18 protein-coding genes and 1 pseudogene are annotated in these 19,596 nt (G+C 58.3%); 6 read left to right on the forward strand and 13 right to left on the reverse strand.

Features of this window, described 5'->3' with window-relative positions:
- From ACR0BF_RS03085 to ACR0BF_RS03100, 4 genes are read left to right on the forward strand one after another with little or no spacing between them, the layout of a single operon-like run.
- A complete protein-coding gene (locus ACR0BF_RS03085) occupies positions 1-996 on the forward strand; it encodes an ABC transporter permease (RefSeq protein ID WP_480603942.1) in 996 nt (331 codons plus the stop codon).
- Positions 996-2,096, forward strand: coding sequence for a mandelate racemase/muconate lactonizing enzyme family protein (locus ACR0BF_RS03090; protein WP_480624246.1), 1,101 nt, complete (start codon positions 996-998; stop codon positions 2,094-2,096). The genes ACR0BF_RS03085 and ACR0BF_RS03090 overlap by 1 nt, the downstream gene beginning before the upstream one ends.
- Complete coding sequence (locus ACR0BF_RS03095) at positions 2,093-3,133, forward strand: zinc-dependent alcohol dehydrogenase (protein WP_480624247.1); 1,041 nt, start codon at positions 2,093-2,095, stop codon at positions 3,131-3,133. The genes ACR0BF_RS03090 and ACR0BF_RS03095 overlap by 4 nt, the downstream gene beginning before the upstream one ends.
- Positions 3,130-3,900: an SDR family oxidoreductase gene (locus ACR0BF_RS03100; RefSeq protein WP_480624248.1), complete on the forward strand. Its 771-nt coding sequence runs from the start codon at positions 3,130-3,132 to the stop codon at positions 3,898-3,900. Before ACR0BF_RS03095 ends, ACR0BF_RS03100 begins: the two co-directional genes overlap by 4 nt.
- A gap of 30 nt (positions 3,901-3,930) precedes the next feature.
- Here ACR0BF_RS03100 and ACR0BF_RS03105 read toward each other — a convergent pair whose 3' ends face one another.
- From ACR0BF_RS03105 to ACR0BF_RS03135, 7 genes are all read right to left on the reverse strand, one after another.
- Positions 3,931-4,350: a secondary thiamine-phosphate synthase enzyme YjbQ gene (locus ACR0BF_RS03105; protein WP_366553954.1), complete on the reverse strand. Its 420-nt coding sequence runs from the start codon at positions 4,348-4,350 to the stop codon at positions 3,931-3,933.
- A 112-nt stretch (positions 4,351-4,462) separates the two neighbouring features.
- Positions 4,463-5,326, reverse strand: a complete 864-nt coding sequence (locus ACR0BF_RS03110) for a sugar phosphate isomerase/epimerase family protein (RefSeq protein WP_366553952.1) — start codon at positions 5,324-5,326, stop codon at positions 4,463-4,465.
- Between the two features lie 11 nt (positions 5,327-5,337).
- Positions 5,338-6,228, reverse strand: coding sequence for an NAD(P)-dependent oxidoreductase (locus ACR0BF_RS03115; RefSeq protein WP_480622493.1), 891 nt, complete (start codon positions 6,226-6,228; stop codon positions 5,338-5,340).
- 224 nt (positions 6,229-6,452) lie between these two features.
- Positions 6,453-7,634, reverse strand: a complete 1,182-nt coding sequence (uxuA, locus tag ACR0BF_RS03120; protein WP_480624249.1) for a mannonate dehydratase — start codon at positions 7,632-7,634, stop codon at positions 6,453-6,455.
- Complete coding sequence (locus tag ACR0BF_RS03125) at positions 7,631-8,683, reverse strand: Gfo/Idh/MocA family protein (RefSeq protein ID WP_480603955.1); 1,053 nt, start codon at positions 8,681-8,683, stop codon at positions 7,631-7,633. The genes uxuA and ACR0BF_RS03125 overlap by 4 nt, the downstream gene beginning before the upstream one ends.
- Positions 8,680-9,681: a Gfo/Idh/MocA family protein gene (locus ACR0BF_RS03130; RefSeq protein ID WP_480603957.1), complete on the reverse strand. Its 1,002-nt coding sequence runs from the start codon at positions 9,679-9,681 to the stop codon at positions 8,680-8,682. Before ACR0BF_RS03130 ends, ACR0BF_RS03125 begins: the two co-directional genes overlap by 4 nt.
- A complete protein-coding gene (locus tag ACR0BF_RS03135; RefSeq protein WP_480624250.1) occupies positions 9,678-10,694 on the reverse strand; it encodes a Gfo/Idh/MocA family protein in 1,017 nt (338 codons plus the stop codon). Before ACR0BF_RS03135 ends, ACR0BF_RS03130 begins: the two co-directional genes overlap by 4 nt.
- A gap of 123 nt (positions 10,695-10,817) precedes the next feature.
- Between ACR0BF_RS03135 and uxaC the strand changes: the two genes are divergently transcribed.
- Positions 10,818-12,161 carry a glucuronate isomerase gene (uxaC, locus tag ACR0BF_RS03140; protein WP_480624395.1) on the forward strand — a complete coding sequence of 448 codons (1,344 nt, stop codon included), beginning with the start codon at positions 10,818-10,820 and terminating at the stop codon, positions 12,159-12,161.
- The gene (locus ACR0BF_RS03145) at positions 12,162-13,358 is read left to right on the forward strand and encodes a mannitol dehydrogenase family protein (RefSeq protein WP_480624251.1); all 1,197 of its coding nucleotides are present in this window, start codon (positions 12,162-12,164) and stop codon (positions 13,356-13,358) included.
- Here ACR0BF_RS03145 and ACR0BF_RS03150 read toward each other — a convergent pair.
- The 6 genes and pseudogenes from ACR0BF_RS03150 to ACR0BF_RS03175 form a co-directional block, all read right to left on the reverse strand.
- A complete protein-coding gene (locus ACR0BF_RS03150) occupies positions 13,345-14,208 on the reverse strand; it encodes a sugar kinase (protein WP_480624252.1) in 864 nt (287 codons plus the stop codon). The two genes, ACR0BF_RS03145 and ACR0BF_RS03150, sit on opposite strands and share 14 nt — an antisense overlap.
- Positions 14,205-15,086: a DMT family transporter gene (locus ACR0BF_RS03155; protein ID WP_480603967.1), complete on the reverse strand. Its 882-nt coding sequence runs from the start codon at positions 15,084-15,086 to the stop codon at positions 14,205-14,207. The genes ACR0BF_RS03150 and ACR0BF_RS03155 overlap by 4 nt, the downstream gene beginning before the upstream one ends.
- Positions 15,087-15,089: 3 nt before the next feature.
- Positions 15,090-16,010, reverse strand: a pseudogene (locus tag ACR0BF_RS03160) (NAD(P)-dependent oxidoreductase); the annotation flags it as partial.
- Between the two features lie 106 nt (positions 16,011-16,116).
- Entirely contained in the window at positions 16,117-17,121 is a 1,005-nt protein-coding gene (locus ACR0BF_RS03165) for a Gfo/Idh/MocA family protein (RefSeq protein WP_480603969.1), read from the reverse strand.
- Positions 17,118-18,620, reverse strand: coding sequence for a UxaA family hydrolase (locus ACR0BF_RS03170; RefSeq protein WP_260024878.1), 1,503 nt, complete (start codon positions 18,618-18,620; stop codon positions 17,118-17,120). The genes ACR0BF_RS03165 and ACR0BF_RS03170 overlap by 4 nt, the downstream gene beginning before the upstream one ends.
- Before the next feature lie 24 nt (positions 18,621-18,644).
- Positions 18,645-19,595: a phytanoyl-CoA dioxygenase family protein gene (locus ACR0BF_RS03175; protein ID WP_480622500.1), complete on the reverse strand. Its 951-nt coding sequence runs from the start codon at positions 19,593-19,595 to the stop codon at positions 18,645-18,647.
- Position 19,596 lies beyond the last annotated feature (1 nt).

Consider the following 19,596-nt stretch of genomic DNA (forward strand, 5'->3'; position numbering starts at 1 on the left):
ATGTTGGATGATACGGCTTTTGACCTGCGAAAATACCTTCGACGTAATTCGGCCTCGGTGACGGTTTGGATCGCACTGCTGGCTTTGATTCTGTTCGGGCTGATGCGCTATGACAACTTTGGCAGCGCCTACAATTTCTCGTCTTTCCTGAATTACAACGCGATGTTCATCGCGATTGCGCTGGGCATGTGTTTTGTGATCATGACCGGCGGGATTGATCTGTCGGTCGGATCAGTGGCGGCCTTTACTTCGGTTGTTGCGGCCTATCTCAGCCCGTATGGGATTCAGGTTGCGTTGCCGGGGGCCGTTCTTGCCGGGGTTGGTTTCGGGGCGATCAACGCCTTTTGCATAATCATCCTTCGGATCCCGCCCTTCATCGCCACGCTGGCCACCATGCTGGCCGCAAAAGGCGGCGCATTGGTGATTTCGGGCGCCCAGACAATTTCGGTCGATTGGGGGTCGAACTTCACCAAGCTTGGCATGGGGCAGGCGTTTGGCCTGTTTCCATGGGCAATCGTCATCGTGGCCGGACTGACTCTGGCACTTTGGCTGGTGCTGGAAAGAACCACCATCGGGCGGACCGTCTTGGCGATCGGTGGCAGCGAGGATGCCTCGAACCTCATGGGCCTGAAGGTCAATCGCGCCAAGGCTTTTGTCTACCTGCTGTCGGGTGGCTGTGCGGGGCTGGCCGGAGTCTTTCTGGCCTCGGGTTTTGGAGCTGGGCAACCCCTTGAAGGCATCGGATGGGAATTGTCAGCCATCGCTTCCGTGGTTGTAGGCGGCACTTTGTTGACGGGTGGGATGGGATCGATCCCTGCGACGGTCGCCGGCGCGCTGTTGCTGGGGCTGGTTTTCAACGTTCTAAACTTTGAAAACGGTCAGGGCACCATCAGTTTCAGTGCCTATTGGCAAATGGTCATACGTGGAGGCTTTCTATTTGCGGTCATCCTTTTACAGTCTCGGGTTATTGCCAGGCAGCAGAAGGTCTTGGGTTAATGAATCGCATAGAAAGTGTATCAGCGCGGCTGTTCAACGTTCCGCTCGCAGAGGTCCTGGTCGATGCCAAACATGGGGATCACACGTTTTTTCAATTGATCACGGTCACCATTCAAACCTCGGATGGGGTCGAGGGGGTCGGGTATACCTATACCGGGGGCAAGGGTGGTCACGCCATTCTGGCGATGATCAAGCATGACCTGGCACCGTTCCTTGTTGGACAAGACGCCGAACAGATCGAAAGCCTGTACGATGCCATGCAGTGGCACGTGCACTACGTCGCACGGGGCGGGATCGCCTCGTTTGCCATCTCGGCCGTGGATGTTGCACTGTGGGATATTCGCGGCAGAACGCAGAACGCGCCATTGTGGCAGATGGCCGGTGGAGCGTCGAAAAGGTGCAAGGCCTATGCCGGCGGGATCGACCTGAATTTCTCGTTGGAGAAACTGCTGCGTCAGACCGAAGGGTACCTTGCGCGTGGGTTCAACGCAGTCAAGATCAAGGTCGGTCAACCAGACCTGGCCGACGATCTTGCACGTGCCCGGGCGGTGCGCGAGATGCTGGGGCCGGACCGGTTCTTCATGGTCGATGCGAATTACTCTATGAGTGTCGAACAGGCCATCGTCGCTGCCAGAGGGTTCGCCGACTGCGATATCCTGTGGTTCGAGGAACCGACAATTCCAGACGACTACAAAGGTTATGGCCGAATTGTCGAAGCGACGGGCGTTCCCCTTGCCATGGGTGAAAACCTGCACACCATACACGAATTTGAATACGCCTTTGATGACGCGAAACTGAGTTTTATCCAGCCCGATGCCTCAAACTGCGGTGGAATCACCGGCTGGCTGCGCGTGGCCGCGCTAAGCGCACAACACGGCATTCCGGTTTGTAGTCATGGGATGCAGGAGCTGCACGTCAGCCTTGTTTCTGCGCAATCCAACGCAGGCTGGCTAGAAGTACACTCATTCCCGATAGACCAGTACACGACCCGTCCACTAGTTGTCGAAGACTGTCTGGCCGTGGCCCCGGATGCCCCGGGAACCGGAGTGGAATTCGACTGGGACAAATTGAATGCGGAACACAAGGAGATGCGTAGATGACGACCCAGACGATCACTGCCGCATACTACAGGGGTGAAAAGAGCTTTGCAGTAGAGCAAGCCCAAGCGACAGAGCCGGGTCCCGGCGAGGCTGCCATTCGTGTTGCCTATTGTGGGATTTGCGGGACGGATATGCACGTCTACCACGGCAACATGGATGCCCGCGTCGGCCTGAACCGGGTGATTGGGCATGAGATGTCAGGTGTCGTCGAAGCGGTGGGCGAGGGCGTCGATACGGTCGAACCCGGCCAGAAGGTCGTTGTCCGACCGCTTGATCACTGCGGAGAATGCCCAGCTTGCAAGCGGGGGCATCAGCATATCTGTCAGAATCTCAAGTTTCTCGGCCTCGACACCGATGGCGCGATGCAAGAGATATGGACTGTTCCGGCCCACACGTTGCACGTTCTGCCGGATGACTTGCGCATGGATCACGCGGCGCTGATCGAGCCGGTTGCCGTTGCCTGCCACGATGTGCGGCTGTCTGACCTGCAACCTGGAGAGGACGTTGTCGTTATCGGCGGCGGCCCGATTGGCATCCTGGTTGCCATGGTTGCGCGGGACGCGGGTGGAAATGTCGTAATTTCCGAAGTGAATCCGAACCGTCTTGCGATAGCTGAAAAAATTGGCTTTGACACAATCAACCCAACCGAAACCGACCTGGTGTCCACAATCAATGCGCGCACGGGCGACAAAGGGGCAGATGTGGTTTTCGAGGTGTCAGGAACGCAGCCCGGTGTCGATGCAATGACCGCCGTTGCCGCGACTCGGGCCCGGATCGTAATGGTCGCGATTCATGCTCAAAAACCTCAGATAGACCTGTTCCAGTTCTTCTGGCGAGAGCTGCAACTGATCGGTGCTCGGGTCTATGAGCCAGAGGATTACGAGAAAGCCATTGCAGTTGTCGCCTCGGGCGGAGTGGACGCGGATGTTGTGATCACGGACGTCAGCCCACTGGCAGACATCCAGGCCGCGTTCGAAGCACTGGATCGCAGCCCAACCGCAATGAAAAGCCTGATCGAAGTAGGACCGCGTTCATGAGTGTTTTGCAAAGTTTCGGCCTGACGGGAAAGACGGCCCTTGTGACCGGGTGCAAACGCGGTATCGGGCGCGGTATGGCCGAAGCATTGGCATCGGCCGGAGCCAATATCATCGGAGTGTCCGCCTCGCTCGAGCTGTCTGCCTCGGATGTCGAAAAAGCCGTGACGGCGATGGGACGCAATTTCCGGGCCTACCAATGCGACTTCTCGGATCGCGCCGCGCTGCATGGGTTAATTGATCAGTTGAGGGCCGACGGACAAACCCCTGATATACTTGTCAACAATGCCGGCATGATCAAACGCAAACCCGCCGCCGAACACCCGGACGACTGGTGGGACGAAGTGATGGAGGTAAACCTGTCCTCGCAGTTCGTTCTGTCACGCGAGATTGGCAAGGACATGCTGGCGCGCGGCTCGGGGAAGATCATCTTCACTGCATCGCTGCTGACATTTCAGGGCGGCATCACCGTTCCGGGCTATGCGGCCTCGAAAGGCGGGATTGGACAGCTGACCAAAGCCTTGGCTAACGAATGGGCCGGACAGGGCGTAAACGTGAATGCGATCGCGCCTGGCTACATCGCGACCGACAACACCCAAGCCCTGCGGGATGATCCGGTCCGGTCGAAGTCGATCCTGGAACGAACACCCCAAGGCCGTTGGGGTACGCCTGTTGATTTTGCCGGACCGGTGGTCTTTCTGGCCTCTGCTGCGTCGGACTTCGTCAACGGTGAAATCCTTGTAGTCGACGGGGGCTGGATGGGGCGTTAGCACTGCCAACGCTCCATGTGATCTAAGGCATCACGTCCCGATGTAGTGCACCTTCAATCGGCGTGCCTTGGGTGCTTCCCGATGTTCGAACAGGTACAGGCTTTGTACGCGACCCAGCGGAAGCTGCCCTTGTTCGACCGGGATCGATACCTGAGTTTGCGTCAACAGCGCCCGCAGATGCGATGGAGCGTTGTCGTCCTCGGTCGGGCGGTGGTGATACTTGCCTAGTGACTTGGGTACGAGTTTCTCGAAGAACGTCTCGATATCCTTGAGCACTTCGGGATCGGCATTGGCCTGCACCAACAGCGCGGCACCGGTGTGGACGCACCAAAGGGTCAACAGGCCCGAGACAAATTCGTGTTCGGACACCGCACGCTGAACGATCCCGCTGATGTCGATGAGGGATTTGCCCGGCGTTTCAATGGACAGGTCAAAAAACTGTTGTTTCATCCAGCAGGCCCTTTCCTTGATTTCACGCGAACGCGCCCAGCTTTCTACATCCCACTTGGCATTCAGCAATGGGGGTAAAACTTTTGATTTTGAACGCATATTGACTGCATTTTCATGCAAACAGGCTTTTAAACTGGTCCACACACAGACGAAAACCATCTTCGAAGTTCCCGTTGCCGGGGTGATAAACGCTTTCGAAAGAAATGACGCCATCATAGCCGTCGGATCTGAGCGCGTCCGCGATGGGTTGGAACAATGGCGCAAGCTGACCTTCCCCCATGCGGCGCACTTCCAGTGTTGCCCGCGGCGTGTCGACCTTTACGTCCTTGATATGAATGTGACCCAGATATCCGCCGCGCAGTTCTTCATAACCGTCCGGATATGCCAGTTCATGGCACCAGCAGTTGTTTCCGGGGTCCCACAGCACTTTCAAAGTGTCTATTGCGTCCAAATCGTCAATCAGCTTGCGGGCTGTATAGTTGGAGTTGACCAAGGTGCCGTTTCCGGTTTCCACGACAAGCGTCACGCCCTCAGCTCTTGCCAGTTCAACGGCCGGCGCGATCAGCGGCGGCATCGTGTCCCATACCCCATGCGCCACGTTCCACTTCTCGGCGCCGTTTTTTCCCCACAGTATCTGCTCTTTTCGTTGCGTCATGATCCGAACCAGCGGAGACCCAACAACATGCGCCATGTCGATTACGCGTTTCAAGGCGTCCATGTGCCGAGTGTGCAGGTCGTCGCCGGGCCTGTTGGCAGCTGTCATCCCCGCAAAGATATGGCGCGACAGACATGACACAGGCTTGCCTCGGTCGCGCAAGAGCGCGTTGATCTCGGCAACTTCCTGCGGGGAATGATCCCCGACCTCCGCATCGCCAACGAATTGAAGCTCTGCATAGTCCAGGCCGAACTCGTCCATCACGTCCACGGCATGCCGCAGATCGCGGGAAATGCCGTCGCAAATTACACCTAATTTCATGTCCGGTCCCCTCAGCGATGCAATTCTGCGTCAACGATTTCTTCGATGACGCGAGTACACACCCAGTTGTCACCATTCGGGTATTTGGTTTTTCCTGCGTGAAAGATCTGCATAGCGGATGATGCTGTGTGCATTGGAACGCCCAACGCACCGGCCAGTGCCAGCGAGATCGTCAGGTCCTTGTGCATGGTTGCGATATGGCTGCCGGTGGCCTCGAACTTGCGATCAATGATGTTTTCAAGGGCGGAATTCACGACGCCGCACCCCGCGCTGGATGAGGAGAACACATCAAGTAATGCCTGACCGCTGACACCGGCTTTGGCCGCCAGGGCCGCAGCCTCGAATGTGGCGGAAAAGATCGATCCGATCAGGGATTGCAGGCAGGCTTTCACGGTTTGCCCGTCGCCAGCGTTTTCGCCGACCCGATGAATTGTTGCCGACACTGCCTTCATGACTTCTGCATTTCGGTCCAGCACATCCGCAGCACCGGCAGCCATCATCGTCAATGTGCCGTTCTGCGCGCCGGGAAACCCACCTGAGACCGGCGTGTCGATTAAGTTAATGCCCGAGCCTTCCATATCGTGCCCGATGGCGCGGGCTTCGGCCGGGGTAATGGTCGCCGACAGGATGACCGTTCCGCCTTTGGCCATGTTCGCAACCAGCCCGTTTTCACCCAGAATGACATCGCGGGCCTGATCTCCGTTCATCACCATGACAAACACACTGGAGGCGTGACGGCCGACCTGTCCCACGCTGTCCTTGGGCCGGCCGCCCATGTCAGCAAAAGCCGTCATGCGCGTCTCGCTCAGGTCGAAACCGGATGTTTCGAAGCCATTCTTGATCAGGTTCTTGGCAAGGCCGCTGCCCATGTCCCCAAGACCTATTACGCCTGCAGTATTCATTTGGGCTCCTCCCGATATTTCGCCGTTGCCGTATGGCAGGCGTTTCGAAAAATGATGCCTAATCGCATCGGTTTTCGCGGGAGTTTCACGCGTCTTGAACAGACGTCGGGCGAGTCCGGAAGACACCCCGCTGCCCGTTTACGTACAGTAATTAAACGAAGAATGCGGCGCTCAGGCAAGCATAGAAGTGTTGCGGGCGAAAAGAAACCGCCTGATCCGACGCGTTACGAGAACGCCGCCATGATGCCGCGCAGTTCCGCAAGCCCGCGCATACGCCCGATCAACGGATAGCCGGGAGTACTGTGTCCACCCAGATCGCTCAGCAGTTCTTGTCCGTGGTCGGGCCGCATCGGAATTTGCCAGTCGCAACGCCCTTGGGATTTGCGGCGGCGCTGTTCGTTCATCAGTTCGCGAATGGTGCCGACCATGTCGGTGTCGCCCTCTAGATGCGAGGCCTCAAAGAAGTCCGGCTTCTGGCTGTCTGACCCGGCGATGCGTTGGGTATTCCGCAGATGGACAAAGTGAATTCGGTCGCCATGCCTGCGCACGAAGTCCGGCCCATCAAATTCGGGGGACACTCCCAGCGATCCGGTACACAACGTTGCGCCGCTCGCCAACAAATCAACCGCATCCAGAACGGCGCCGTAGTCATCGGTACTGGACATGATCCGCGGCAGACCAAGCAACGAGAACGGCGGATCATCCGGATGACAGCACAATCGTAGTTCCAGTTCTTGGGCGACTGGGGCGACTTCTGACAGGAAGTCGATCAGGTTTGCGCGAAGCCGGTAACGGTCGATATGTGCATAGGTCTGCAACAAAGCGCGCACGTCCTGTACGCTCCACTGATCGTTGGCGCCGGGCAACCCCGCAGTGACATTATGCTGCAACTGGGCCATGGATTTATCTGACATGCGCAAGAAGCGATCCTTGGCCGTTTGCTGGACGTCGCTGGAATAGTCTTCGGACGCGCCCGGCCGCTTGAGAATATGTATGTCGAAAACAGCAAAATCGGTCAGGTCGAACAGCATGGCCGCTCCGCCGTGCGGCTGCGGTGCGCGAAGGGCGGTGCGTGTCCAATCCAGGATTGGCATGAAGTTGTAGCAAACGACTTTGATGCCACGGGCGGACAGGGCCCTGAGGCTGGACTTATACGCCTGCAGATGTTCAGCCATGTCTGCGGACTGTGTTTTGATCGCCTCGGAGACGGGCAGGCTTTCGACAACGTCCCAACTGTACCCGGCAGTAGCCAGAACTGCCTGCCGATCGGCGATGCTTGGTTCGTCCCAGGGCTGTCCCGGCGGGATGTGATGCAGCGCGGTGACGATGCCCTGAACCCCGACTTGATGGAGAGCGGCCAAGGCGATCGGATCATCGGGTCCGAACCAACGCCAGCATTGTTTCATGGCAGCCATCCTTCATACAGCGGGTGATCGGGCCTGATGGGGAGAGCAACGCGCTGCCCGGTGCGCGCCGCGTGATAAATCGCGGTCACAAGGCCGATGGACGCAGCACCGTCCTGCAGTGTAACGGCCGAATTTGCCTCGGACCGCAGCGCCCTGCCGACTTCAGTAAAGAACCCTTCGAAACCTGTTTGTTCGTCAGCGGCGGCTGCAAGGGCCTCGTCGATAGCGGCTTGATTCACAGGGTCTCGCGCGACGAATGTCCAGGGCGTTTGACCCGGGGCATAGGGTTCGGTGCCAGAGGTGGCGGTCACCTTTTCAAAGACGAGCCGCAGGCGGGTTTCGTCCGTGGCAGCGCCCAGGGTGATATTGCTTGTACACAAAGCTCCGGAAGTCATGCCAAAGCAGATCGCGGCGCAGTCTTCGGTCTCGATCGGGTTTACCCGCGTTGTGGCCATTGCAGACACCCAGGCGATATCACCCGCGATATGAGTCAGCAGATCATGGTTGTGGATGGCATGGCCCAGCACTGCGCCGCCGCGTTCACCAGCCCATGTTCCCCGCCACGGCACCGCGTAATAGTCTGCCCCTCGGGACCAATGGGTCTCAAGCGCGGCAGTTTGGACCGCTCCGGTCAGGCCTGCGCGTTGCAAGTGGCGCAATTGGGCAAGTGACGGGCCCCACCGGTATTGAAACACCGGAAACACCTGCTTGCCTGCGTTGCGTGTGGCTGCCGTGATCCGATCCACATCTTGCATCGAGGTCGCAAGAGGCTTTTCGCAGACAACGTGTTTTCCTGCGGCCAGTGCCGCAAGCGTGGTTGGTACATGCAGATGGGGCGGCAGGCAGACGTCGATGACATCAATCGCCGGATCATCCAGAGCGTCCTGAATGTTGGTCAGTGCTCGAAAATCCGAGTTCTGCCGTATCTGTTCGATCCGGTCCGTATTCTGGTCGACCACGGCGGTTACGCGGAAGGTGCGGTCAAGCCGTTCCAGAGCGTCCAGATGTTGCGCACCGATACCTGCGCCAAGGATCGCAACGTTGATCATCTGCGTTCCGCCATTTCCTGCGCGTGCAGTGCCAGTTCCATGACCGTAAAGCAGTGGGTCTGTGTCATCGCGGTTTCGGTCCGGTTGCGGATGTCATCGGCCAGGCGCGCGAAGTAGGGAAGGCCGGCGTCGGCTGCGTCGATCTTTTGGCAGGTTTCACCATTGACGAGGATCAGATGGTCTGTCCCTGAGGCCCCACCCACATCGACGTATTTCCGCAACTCGATATATCCTTCGGTTCCGAGGATCGTCAGACGACCATCCCCCCAGTTTGGCAAGGCATCCGGCGTGAACCAGTCAACCCGGATGTACCCGGTACCATTCTCGCTGCGCAGATTGAGCTCTCCGAAATCCTGCAACCCGGGATCTTTGGGGTTTGCGTAGTTCGCCACATAGGCGTTTGTAATTTCTGCGGTTTCCGAACCTGTGTAGTGCAAGAACTGATCGATTTGATGCGAGGCGATGTCGGTCAGAATACCTCCATAGCGGTCACGCTGAAAAAACCATTCCGGCCGCGTTGCCGGGTTCAAGCGGTGCGGGCCAAGTCCGATCGTTTGGATCACGCGCCCGATGGCACCGGCCTCGACCAACTCGGTCGCCCGCGTGCTGACGGGTGTTTCAAATCGTTCGGAAAAATTCACCGACCAGATTCGACCGGTGTCGGCGACCGCTCGCTTGATCTGGTCGAGTTGCTCGAACGTCGTGCAGCCTGGCTTGTCGCTCATGACATCCATGCCGTTTTGCATGGCGCGGATCGTCAACGCGGCCCTATCTGCCGGTATTGCCGAAATCAGCGCCAGATCCGCCCCACTAGTTAGGGCGTCTTCCAGTCGGGCCAGCCGCGGAATACCGGGAAACCTTTTGACGTAGCCCGGCAGCGTTTCCGGATCGCCTTGTGTCCAGTAGCCAACGCAGTCCACGCCGGTTTTATGCATGTTTTCCGTCATGCCATAGATATGGCGGTGGTCCAGGCCAAGGGCGACGCAGGTCAGGCTCATGAGATGACTCGTGTTTTCTGGCCGGTTCGATTGGCGATCTGCATCGCGTCTATGACGGCGTGGGTCAAAAGGGTACTGCGTCCGGTGGCCATGGGCTGCGTTCCACCGACAACGGCCTTGGCGAAATCCTCGATAACCGCCTGATGCCAAGCATGGGTGAACGCCATGGGATCGGCCCCTCCGCCTGTGGCGGACGTTTCGCCAACCGTGGATTTATAACCATCGAAAGTCGTTAAGGTCAGGACACCTGACTCCAAATGCGCTTTGGCGCGCGTGCCTTGGATCGTGATAGATTCGGCGGCCCCGGGAAATTCGGCAGTAGTCGCCATCAAAGTGCCCACGGCGCCTCTATCCGTTTCAAAGACTGCACCTGCCCAATCCTCAGCTTCGAGATCGTGTAACGGAGTTTTTCTCATCATGGCTTGAATGTCCGAGATCGGCCCCAGCAGCCACATCGCAAGGTCAAGCGTGTGGATTGCCTGCGAGATCATGACACCGCCTCCGTCGCGCGCATAAGTGCCGCGACCCGGCTCGTCATAGTAGCTCTGATCGCGCCACCAAGGGACACGGATTTCCACCGTGGCGATCGCGCCCAGCTCACCCTGTTCAATGGCTGATTTCAGCGCCTGCGAGGCGGCGCGGGCGCGGTGCTGAAAGACGATGCCTAGCGGCACGCCAGACACCTCGCACTGCTCGACAATGGCTTTCGCGGCGCCCAGCGTTCTTTCAATGGGCTTTTCCATCAGGATCGGTTTCGACGCGGTCGAAAGAACTCGTACCAACTCTGTGCGCTGATCGGGCGGGGTTGCGATGATCGCAAAGTCGACGTTTGGGTCGTTTGCGATTTCCTCGATCGAGCCGAATGCGCGGGTGCCGTTTCGCTGCGCGAACTCAGCTGCTTTTTCAGAGTTGCGCCCAAGAACGCCGGCAAGACTGAGGCCTTGATCCGATGCTTGAATGGCAGCGACATGCGTGCCCGAAACCATCCCCAAACCAATCAGCGCAATATTCATTCATTCCCCCGGATCACCCGGTCAGTCTGCGGGTTCGAACGGGAAAGATGCAACCATTAAAAACTGTGTTAACAATTGCGGGCAGCAGTATCGGAGGCAGAATTGACTGGTAATTTGAATGGCATGGCAGAAGACCTGTACTTGGGCATCAAGGACCTGCCGATCGTGTCTCCGCATGGTCACTGCGATCCGGGGTGGTTTGCAACCGATGAGCCGTTTCCCAACCCGGCAGAGCTGCTGGTGGTTCCCGACCATTACGTGTTCCGTATGCTCTACTCTCAGGGCGTTCCCTTGTCCGAACTTGGCGTTGGGGAAGAGGGGCGAAAGAAGGATCCTCGCGCCGTTTTCCGCACCTTTGCCGAGCACTGGCATCTGTTTCTGGGAACGCCTTCCCGGATCTGGATGAATTTTGTGCTGCATGAAACGCTGGGCGTGTCTGAGGAGTTGTCTTCGCGCACGGCAGATCTGATCTATGACACGATCTCAGACAAGCTGACGCAACCCGATTTTCGCCCGAGGGCTTTGTTCGACAGGTTTGGGATCGAGGTTCTGGCCACCACAGATTCGGCTCTCGACAGCCTCGCGGAGCATCGGAAGATCCGTACAAGCGGTTGGGGCGGGCGAGTTGTTCCGACGTTTCGCCCAGACGGAGTTTTGGATGGGGCGGACCCGGGGTTCGTACAGAATCTGAACAAGTTGGCCGAGCTGACAGACTGCGATCTGGGCAGCTATGATGGCTACCTCAACGCGCTGCGAATGCGGCGGGCTTATTTCATCCAGCTGGGATGTACTGCCACCGACCACGGTATCGAAGGCGTACAGACCGAGTGGCTGGACGACCCGGATGCGCTGTACCAGCGGCTGAGACGGCGGGAAGGTACCGAACAGGATGCTCGTCGGTTCTATGGGCATATGCTGATCGAAATGGCGCAGATGTCTGTCGATGATGGTCTGACAATGCAGATACATGCTGGCAGCAAGCGCAACACGAACCACGCGGTAATGCGGGACTTCGGACGGGACAAGGGGGGCGACATTCCAATCGCGATGGATTGGGTCACGGGCCTCGAGGCGCTGTTGAACCGGGTCGGAAACTCAGCGGAACTGCGCATCATTCTGTTCACACTGGACGAAAGCACCTATGCCCGCGAACTGGCCCCGATGGCGGGACATTGGCCGTGCCTTAGGATCGGGCCACCTTGGTGGTTCCACGACAGCCCAGCTGGGATTGCGCGGTATTTCGCTCAGATCGTTGAAACGGCCGGATATTACAATTTGGCCGGATTCAATGACGACACGCGGGCTTTTCTGTCCATTCCTGCACGTCACGACCTGTGGCGACGGGGTGTGGCGATTCATCTGGCCGAGCAGGTTGCGCGCGGCTATTTCGCTCGGGACAGTGCCGAGCATCTGGCGCGGTTGTTAGCGGTCGATCTGGCGAAACAGGTTTACGGGTTGCAAAGCTAAATGGGTACAATTCTTCATTTCGGCCTTGGAAACTTTGCTCGGGCGCATTTGCTGGATTACACCGATCAAGTGGGCGGTTGGGACGTTGTCGGAGTCAGCCTGCGTTCATCCTCGGTTCGGGATGGATTGGCCCGGCAGGGTTTCGAGTACGATTTGTGCGTGCAGGGGCAGGGCGTCCGGCGCATCAAAGCTCTGCGTGACGTTCTGGTCGCGCCCAAGGATCGCGCAGAAATTTTCGATGTGATGTCTGATGCCGAGATCATCTCGGCGACCGTCACCGAGAAAGGTTACCACTTGGACGCCGCGGGCAAGCTGAACCTTCAGGATCCAGCGATTGCCGCCGATCTGGCAGGGCAAGGGCCTTCGACGCTGATCGGGTTTTTAGCTTATGGCCTTGCGGAACGGCGCAAGCCAGTAACGGTACTAAGTTGTGACAATCGCATGGAAAACGGCAAGACGCTCGAAACGGCAGTTACCGATTTTGCGGAAGCAGCCGGTCTGGACGTGAATTGGGACTCTGTTCGCTTTCCCAACGCGATGGTCGACCGGATCACCCCGGCTACCACGGACGCCGTTCGCGCAATTAGCAGCGATCCTATGGCTGTTCCGACCGAGGCGTTCTCGGAGTGGGTGATCGAAGACAGTTTCGCCGGTCCGCACCCGGATTGGCCGGGTGTGCAACTGGTCGAAGACGTAGCCCCGCACGAGATGCGAAAGCTGCGCATGTTGAACGGTGCCCATTCCCTGTTGGCTTATACCGGGTTGGAGCGGGGCCTGACCTACGTCCACGAAGCGGTTCGAGACCCGGTTTTGCGCCCGCTGGTTTCCGAGTTGATGAAGGATGCGGGCGCAACGCTGCCCGCAGCACTGCAAGCACAGGTTCCGGACTATGCCGAAGCTTTGCTGCGCCGCTTTGAAAACCCCGAGCTGGCGCACCGTCTGGGCCAAATCGCGATGGATGGCAGCCAGAAGCTGCCGTATCGGTTTGTTCCCACACTCCGTGAGACCGGCTCTCAGGCGGTGATTGCAGGGATGCGGGCCTGGATCTCCTATTGCATGTCCGAGATCGCAAAGGGCAGGGCGCTGAACGATCCTTGCGCGTCGGAAATTGCCACGGCCGTCAAGCAGCCGGACCCGGTAGCGCCGTTTTTGGGTCTCGTTGGTGCTGAGGATCTCGCGCCACTTATCCGGGAATGATCGCGCCGCGGAACTGAACAACGGTGGAAGCCAGATTGTGTCCAGCCATCAGGGCCTCGGCCTGTGATTTTCCCATCAGCAAGGCCGCGAGGTACCCACCGTTGAAACTGTCGCCCGCCGCTGTCGTATCCAGCACGTTTTTAGCAGGTTCATAGGTTTGGTCAGTGTTCTGACCGATGGACAAAGGGCCATTCTCTCCGCGTTTCAACGCACCAACACCGTGATGATCGGCAAAGCGTGCAGCCACTTGGTCCGCGCTTTCCCCGAACAATGCCATCTCGTCGTCAATGGACGGCAGGGCAATGTCTGCACGTTGCCAAAGCCGTTGGTTAATCTGCCGAGCGTGTTGGACGCTGTCCCAAAGACGCGGACGAAAGTTGCTGTCATATACCAGCCGGACGGAAGAGCCTTCGAGCCAGTCCAGAAGCGCAAGCCTGACTGCATGCGGAAGAATGGCCACGGAAATCCCTGACAAATACAGCACGTCGTAACCGTTCAGCGGGCTGAAGTCGTGATCGGCAAAAAGCTGACGGGCGGCCGCCTCGCTGCGCCAATAGGTAAAGCTGCGTTCACCGTCCGCAGATGTCGTGATAGCGTATAGTCCCGGAGAGGCGTTCGGAATGATGCGGATCCCGGATGTTCCGATGCCATGACTGGCGATGAAGTCCACGATGCGCGTTGAGAACGGGTCGTCGCCAAGACATGTCACATACTCCACCTGCAGGTCAGGCGCGGCACAGTGCATGTAGATGGCCGTGTTCAGCGTATCCCCCGCGACGCCCACCTTTGCGCCGGTTTCCAGCATGGACAACTCGATCATTGCTTCGCCGATGCAGGCAATTCGCGTCATTTCTTTTCTCTTTTCCAGATGATGAGACCGGCGCCCATGATTAGCGCAGCTCCTGCCAACGTGAAGGCGTCCGGTACTGTGTCAAAGAACAGATAACCCCAGATTGCCACGTAGATTAGGAACGAATAGGTGAATGGCATCAACTGGTTCGCCGTTCCAAACCGATGCGCGTTCGTCAGCAGTTGATGCCCGCACCAGCCAAACACACCAAGGCCGATCAGTACAATCAGGCTCCACGTGTTTTCTGGCTGGACCCAAAACCAGATGGCGAACGGCAGCAGGACCACCGTCCCGGTAAGCCCGAGGTAGAATTGCATAGTGTCCACGGCAACGACCCCGGACAGCTTGCGCGTCATGATCGAGTACAAGGCCAAAGCGGTGGCATTATATACGATCAGCAGCATGGTCGGATGAAAGGCCGAACCAAACGGCCGTACGACAACCAACACCCCCAGAAAGCCCAGGATGATAGCCGCCCAACGCCATGGGCCCACGCTTTCTTTCAATACAAAGACGGACAGAAAGCACACGATGACCGGGCTTGAGAACATGATTGCCGACACAACGGTCAGTGGCAAAAACCGTAGGGCATAAAAATTGAAAACGGTCGCCGAGATCAGCAGCAAGGCCCGGCTTATCACCTGCCATGGATGGGCAGTCTTGAACCGACCGGCCTCTATCCCGCCCTTGGCGATCACGCCCACTGAGATCACGAAGTGCCCCGCATAGCGCATGAACGCCAACTGAAATGCCGGCACTCCGGCCAACGCCAACCACTTGGCCCCAAGGTCAACCAACGAAAAGAACAGCCACGCCATCAGCATCAGCACAATGCCAAGGCGCGGCAGGTCAGCGGTGGGGTTGGCGGAGACGGCCATCGATCAGGTGTTGAAACGCTTGACGTAGTAGTCAACCATCTGGCTTACCATGTCATCCGCCTGACCGTGGTCGCGGGCGTCATTCAGCGCCGAAAGCGCGCCCTGCGACATCACGCTGGTAACGCCTTCCTCGCGCGCCATTCGGTCATAATACCCGAGGTCTTTTGCCGCGTTCTTGATGGCAAATGCCAGCTGATTTGGGTCGCTCTCAACGCCATAGGCTTTGACGAAATCCATCATTCCGGAATGCAGCGGCCCTGCGGCCATCACATCATACAGCTGCTTGCGGTCAACACCGGTGATGTCAGCCATGGCAAAGGCTTCGGCCATCGCGTTCGCAACGGTCATTCCGAAGAAGTTGTTGATCAGCTTGATCGTGTGCCCGGACCCAACGGGGCCAAGGTAAAAAACGTTTTCGCCCAAATCTTTCAGTGTCGGCTCGGCCTTGTCAAAGGCAGCCTTGTCGCCAGACGTCATAATGTTGAGCTTGCCTTCTAGCGCGTGTGAAGGTGTCCGGCCAAGCGGTGCATCAAGATAGCTTCCGTCGGCTGCGGCAACCTCCTCGGCCAAGGCGCGTGTGCTGCCAGGAAGCGAGGTGCCAAAGTCGATGACGATCGCGCCGGACTTCAATCCTGAAATCACTCCATCTGCACCGTGCATTCGGCTCTCGACCTGTTCGGAGGTGCCCATGCACAGCATCACGATGTCGCTGGCCTGAGCCAGTTCTTGGGCGTTTCGCATCTCGCGGGCGCCTCGGTCAATCGCGGCGTCCAGGTACGTGCGGTCGCGGTTTCCCAATACCGTGACCGAGTATCCTTGGTCCAACAGTCGGCTCACCATGGCTCCGCCCATTAGTCCCAAGCCGATAAACCCGATTGATGGTTTGCTCATTGGTTTCCCTTTCCTTGAATGTGTCTGGTTTTTATTCTTGTGTTTGTTGCGGGCGGCTTTGCTTTCTTAATGCTCATATTGCCCGGTGGATAATCATTGATTTTTGGGTGGTCCGGCATTTGGCCGGGCCGCATGTCCATCAGGCCGGCGCCCGCGCTCGAGTCGTTTGCGCCTTTAGCCCCTGTTCGACCCGTGATGTGACCTCGAGCGTTCGGGCTGCATCTTCGACGTCGATCAGTGGGGGAGCGCCATCGATCACGTCAAGGAAGTGATCCAGTTGCACCTCCAGCGGTGCGCGTTGTTGTTCCGGTCGTGTAAGTTGGTCTTTTTGGGCCGCAGTGCCCCAATCCTGTCCGCGCCACAGGGTCATGGATGGAAAACTGACGGCGCCCTTAGTTCCCGTGATCCACATCATGTCCTGATGGGTCGTGCCGATGTTCGGGTTTTCGCCGGTTCCGGCCTCAAACCCCCAGGGGCTGGGTGCGGTATCGGCAAAGCTGATAGTGCCCGTCGCGCCGTTTTCGAATGCGATCGCGATAGCCCCGCTTTCTATCCGTTCCGATCCGCGGATGGGCGCTCCGGGCAGGGCGACGACATCCGAGATTTCTCCGATCACAAAGCGCAGGACATCGATATCATGCACCAGATTGATCATGACTGGGCTGCCATCGGAAGTCCGCCAGTTCTGTTCAAAATAGCTGTCGGGTTTGCGCATGGCCCACAGCAACGAGACATTGATGACTTGTCCGATCGTACCTTGCGCGATCACCTCCTTCAGGTGTTGCAAGATTGTATGATACCGCCGATGGTGGCCTACAAGGCTGCGGACATTGGCCTGGCGAACGGCCGTCTTCAGGCGCAGGGCGTCATCGACCGATGCTGCAACCGGCTTTTCGATCAGCATGTGCCAACCGCGGGATGCGGCCAGAATGCCATGTTCGGCATGCAGGCGGGTTGGCGTCGCGATGATGACGCCATCCACTGGGCCCTGCACCTCGTCCATACTGGCAAAACGCGGCGCGTCGATCTGGATCGAGCCATCTGGATCGGCCAACCCGACCAACATGCAGCCGGGATGCTCAATCACGGCGCGGACGTGACGGATACCGATCAATCCGCCGCCGGATACAAGGATTCGTTTCACATCACCGCTCCGATTTGCCAGGGAACAAATTCGTAGTCACCCAAGCCCTGCGCCTCGGACTTGGTCCGCGCGCCGGAGGCGACTTGGAGCAGCCGTTGGTATATTTCCTGTCCTTTTTCTTCGACGCTGGCGCCTTTGGTCAGAATGTCGCCCGCATCCACGTCCATGTCCTCGGGCATGCGTGCTGCCAATTCAGAGTTGGTAGCGATTTTCAGCGTGGGTGCCGGTTTGGACCCAAATGCAGAGCCGCGTCCCGTGGTGAAGCACACAAGGTTGCACCCAGCCGCGATCTGCCCGGTCACCGAGGCCGGATCATATCCGGGGCTGTCCATGAAGGTGAAGCCTTTGGCGGTGATGTGTTCGGCATATTTGAATACACCGGTCAAAGGGGTGGTTCCGCCCTTCGCCGCTGCCCCCAGCGACTTCTCTAGGATGGTCGTCAGACCCCCTTGCTTGTTGCCGGGGCTTGGGTTGTTGTCCATCGAACCGTGATTGCGAGCGGTATAGTCCTGCCACCAATCGATCAGTCCGATCAGTTTTTCCCCAGTTGCGCGACCAAGGGCGCGGCGGGTCAAAAGGTGTTCGGCTCCGTAGATTTCGGGAGTTTCCGCAAGGACACCTGTGCCGCCTTGCGCAACCAACAGGTCGCAGGCATGTCCGAGCGCCGGGTTCGCAGTCACACCGGACCAAGCGTCCGAACCACCGCATTGCAGCGCAACCATCAGTTCGGACGCCGGGGCTTCGCTGCGCCTCGCCTCATTGGCAATGGGAAGCATCTGGTTGATCTTGTTGATGCCCATTTCCACGGTCCGACGCAATCCGGCGACGTTCTGGATGTTCATCGTCTGGAAGGTGGGACTTTGCTTCAGCCCATACGCGTCCAGCAGCCAGTCGATCTGGTTCATCTCGCAGCCCAGACCGACCATCAGGACGGCAGCGTGGTTGGGGTGTTTTGCAAATCCCCACATGACCCGTTGAAGGGCTTCAAAACCGTCGCCGGAATCGGCCATTCCGCAGCCCGTTCCATGGACAAAGGCCACCACGCCGTCGATGTTCGGAAACTCGGCCAGCTTGTCCGGCGTGAAGTGATTGGCGATCATGCGGGCCGCAGTCGCCGAACAGTTCACGGTGGTCAGAACCGCGATGTAGTTGCGCGTGCCGACCCGACCGCTATCCCGGTGGTAGCCCATAAACGTATCGACCGAGGTGACGGGTTTCATGGGCCTGTGATCCGTCGCAAACTCGTAGTCCACACTGGTGTTGCGGAACTCGACATTGTGGGTGTGCACATGGTCACCGGGTTCGATCGGTTGGGTGGCGTAACCGATGATCTGGGCGTATTTTCTGACCGGATCGCCGAGCGCAAGATTCCGCGTGGCGACCTTGTGCCCCGAGGGGATGCGCGCATTGGTCGTGACATCCTCGACCATACTGCCGGCCTCCAGGTGCCGAGTTGCAACCACCACGCTATCCGTTCGATCTAAACGTACAAAAGTCATAATCAGCTTTCCTGGCGGCAGCAGCTAGGCGCAGAACGGTGAGTCCGATGTCCACCGGTGAATATCTATATGCGGCTTGCCGGACAGTCTTGCTCGCGCCGCCTCCCAATTGGACTTGCAGACGCGCCAATCTCGCAGCTCGGTTTCGGGGCGCGATCTGGACCTCGCGATGAAGCTGGGGAAATGATCTCGACCGGTCGGCTGGCCTGCCGCGCTAAAGCGGATGTCGAACGACCAGCGGAACCGGCCCGTTTTATTGATCAGCGAAGCGTGTGGCGTCAAAGGGTGAAACAGGATGATCCCGCCGGCCTTGACAGGAAGGGGTACGGCGCGGCCTTCATCAATGAACCCGTCAGCAATGCCTGTCTGCGTCCGGGCACAATGCGGCAGGATGGTTTGGTCCTGTGCCTTCGGCAGCACTTGCAGGCAGCCGTTTTCGACGGTTGCATCGTTGACGGCAATCCACACCGTGACCATGTCGGTCTGATCAGCATCCTCCAGCGCAACCGCTCGGTCCTGATGCCAGTCCGTTGCGGTGATGTGCGCGCGCACCTCGTCCTTGGACAGCTTCAGGGCAGGGGGCTTCAGCCGAACGTGCTGGATTGGATTGCTCACCAACTCTGGCCCGATCAGCTGCTCGACAATGTCAAGCATGGGGCGGGCCGTCAGCAAGTCGAACACTGCGGGCCCAATATGGAACGGTGTGTCCGCAATGATCCGATCGCCGGGCAGCGAGATGTCCAGCGGCTGGAAATAGTCGCATCCGGCTTGATAGGCGGACAGAAGTTTGTCCCAGAAGGTCATTCCGGACGGCTCGTCCTTGACCAGCCCTTTTTTGTACCAACAGTCATAGAGCCGGTTCAGGACATCCGAGTATTCCGCTTGCACCCGACCCAGGACATCGCGGGGAATAACATCCTCAACCACGAGGTATCCATCGGTCTGGAACTTGCCAATCTGATCTTGTGTCAGCATG

It is taken from the genome of Ruegeria sp. AG7, assembly GCF_056541545.1.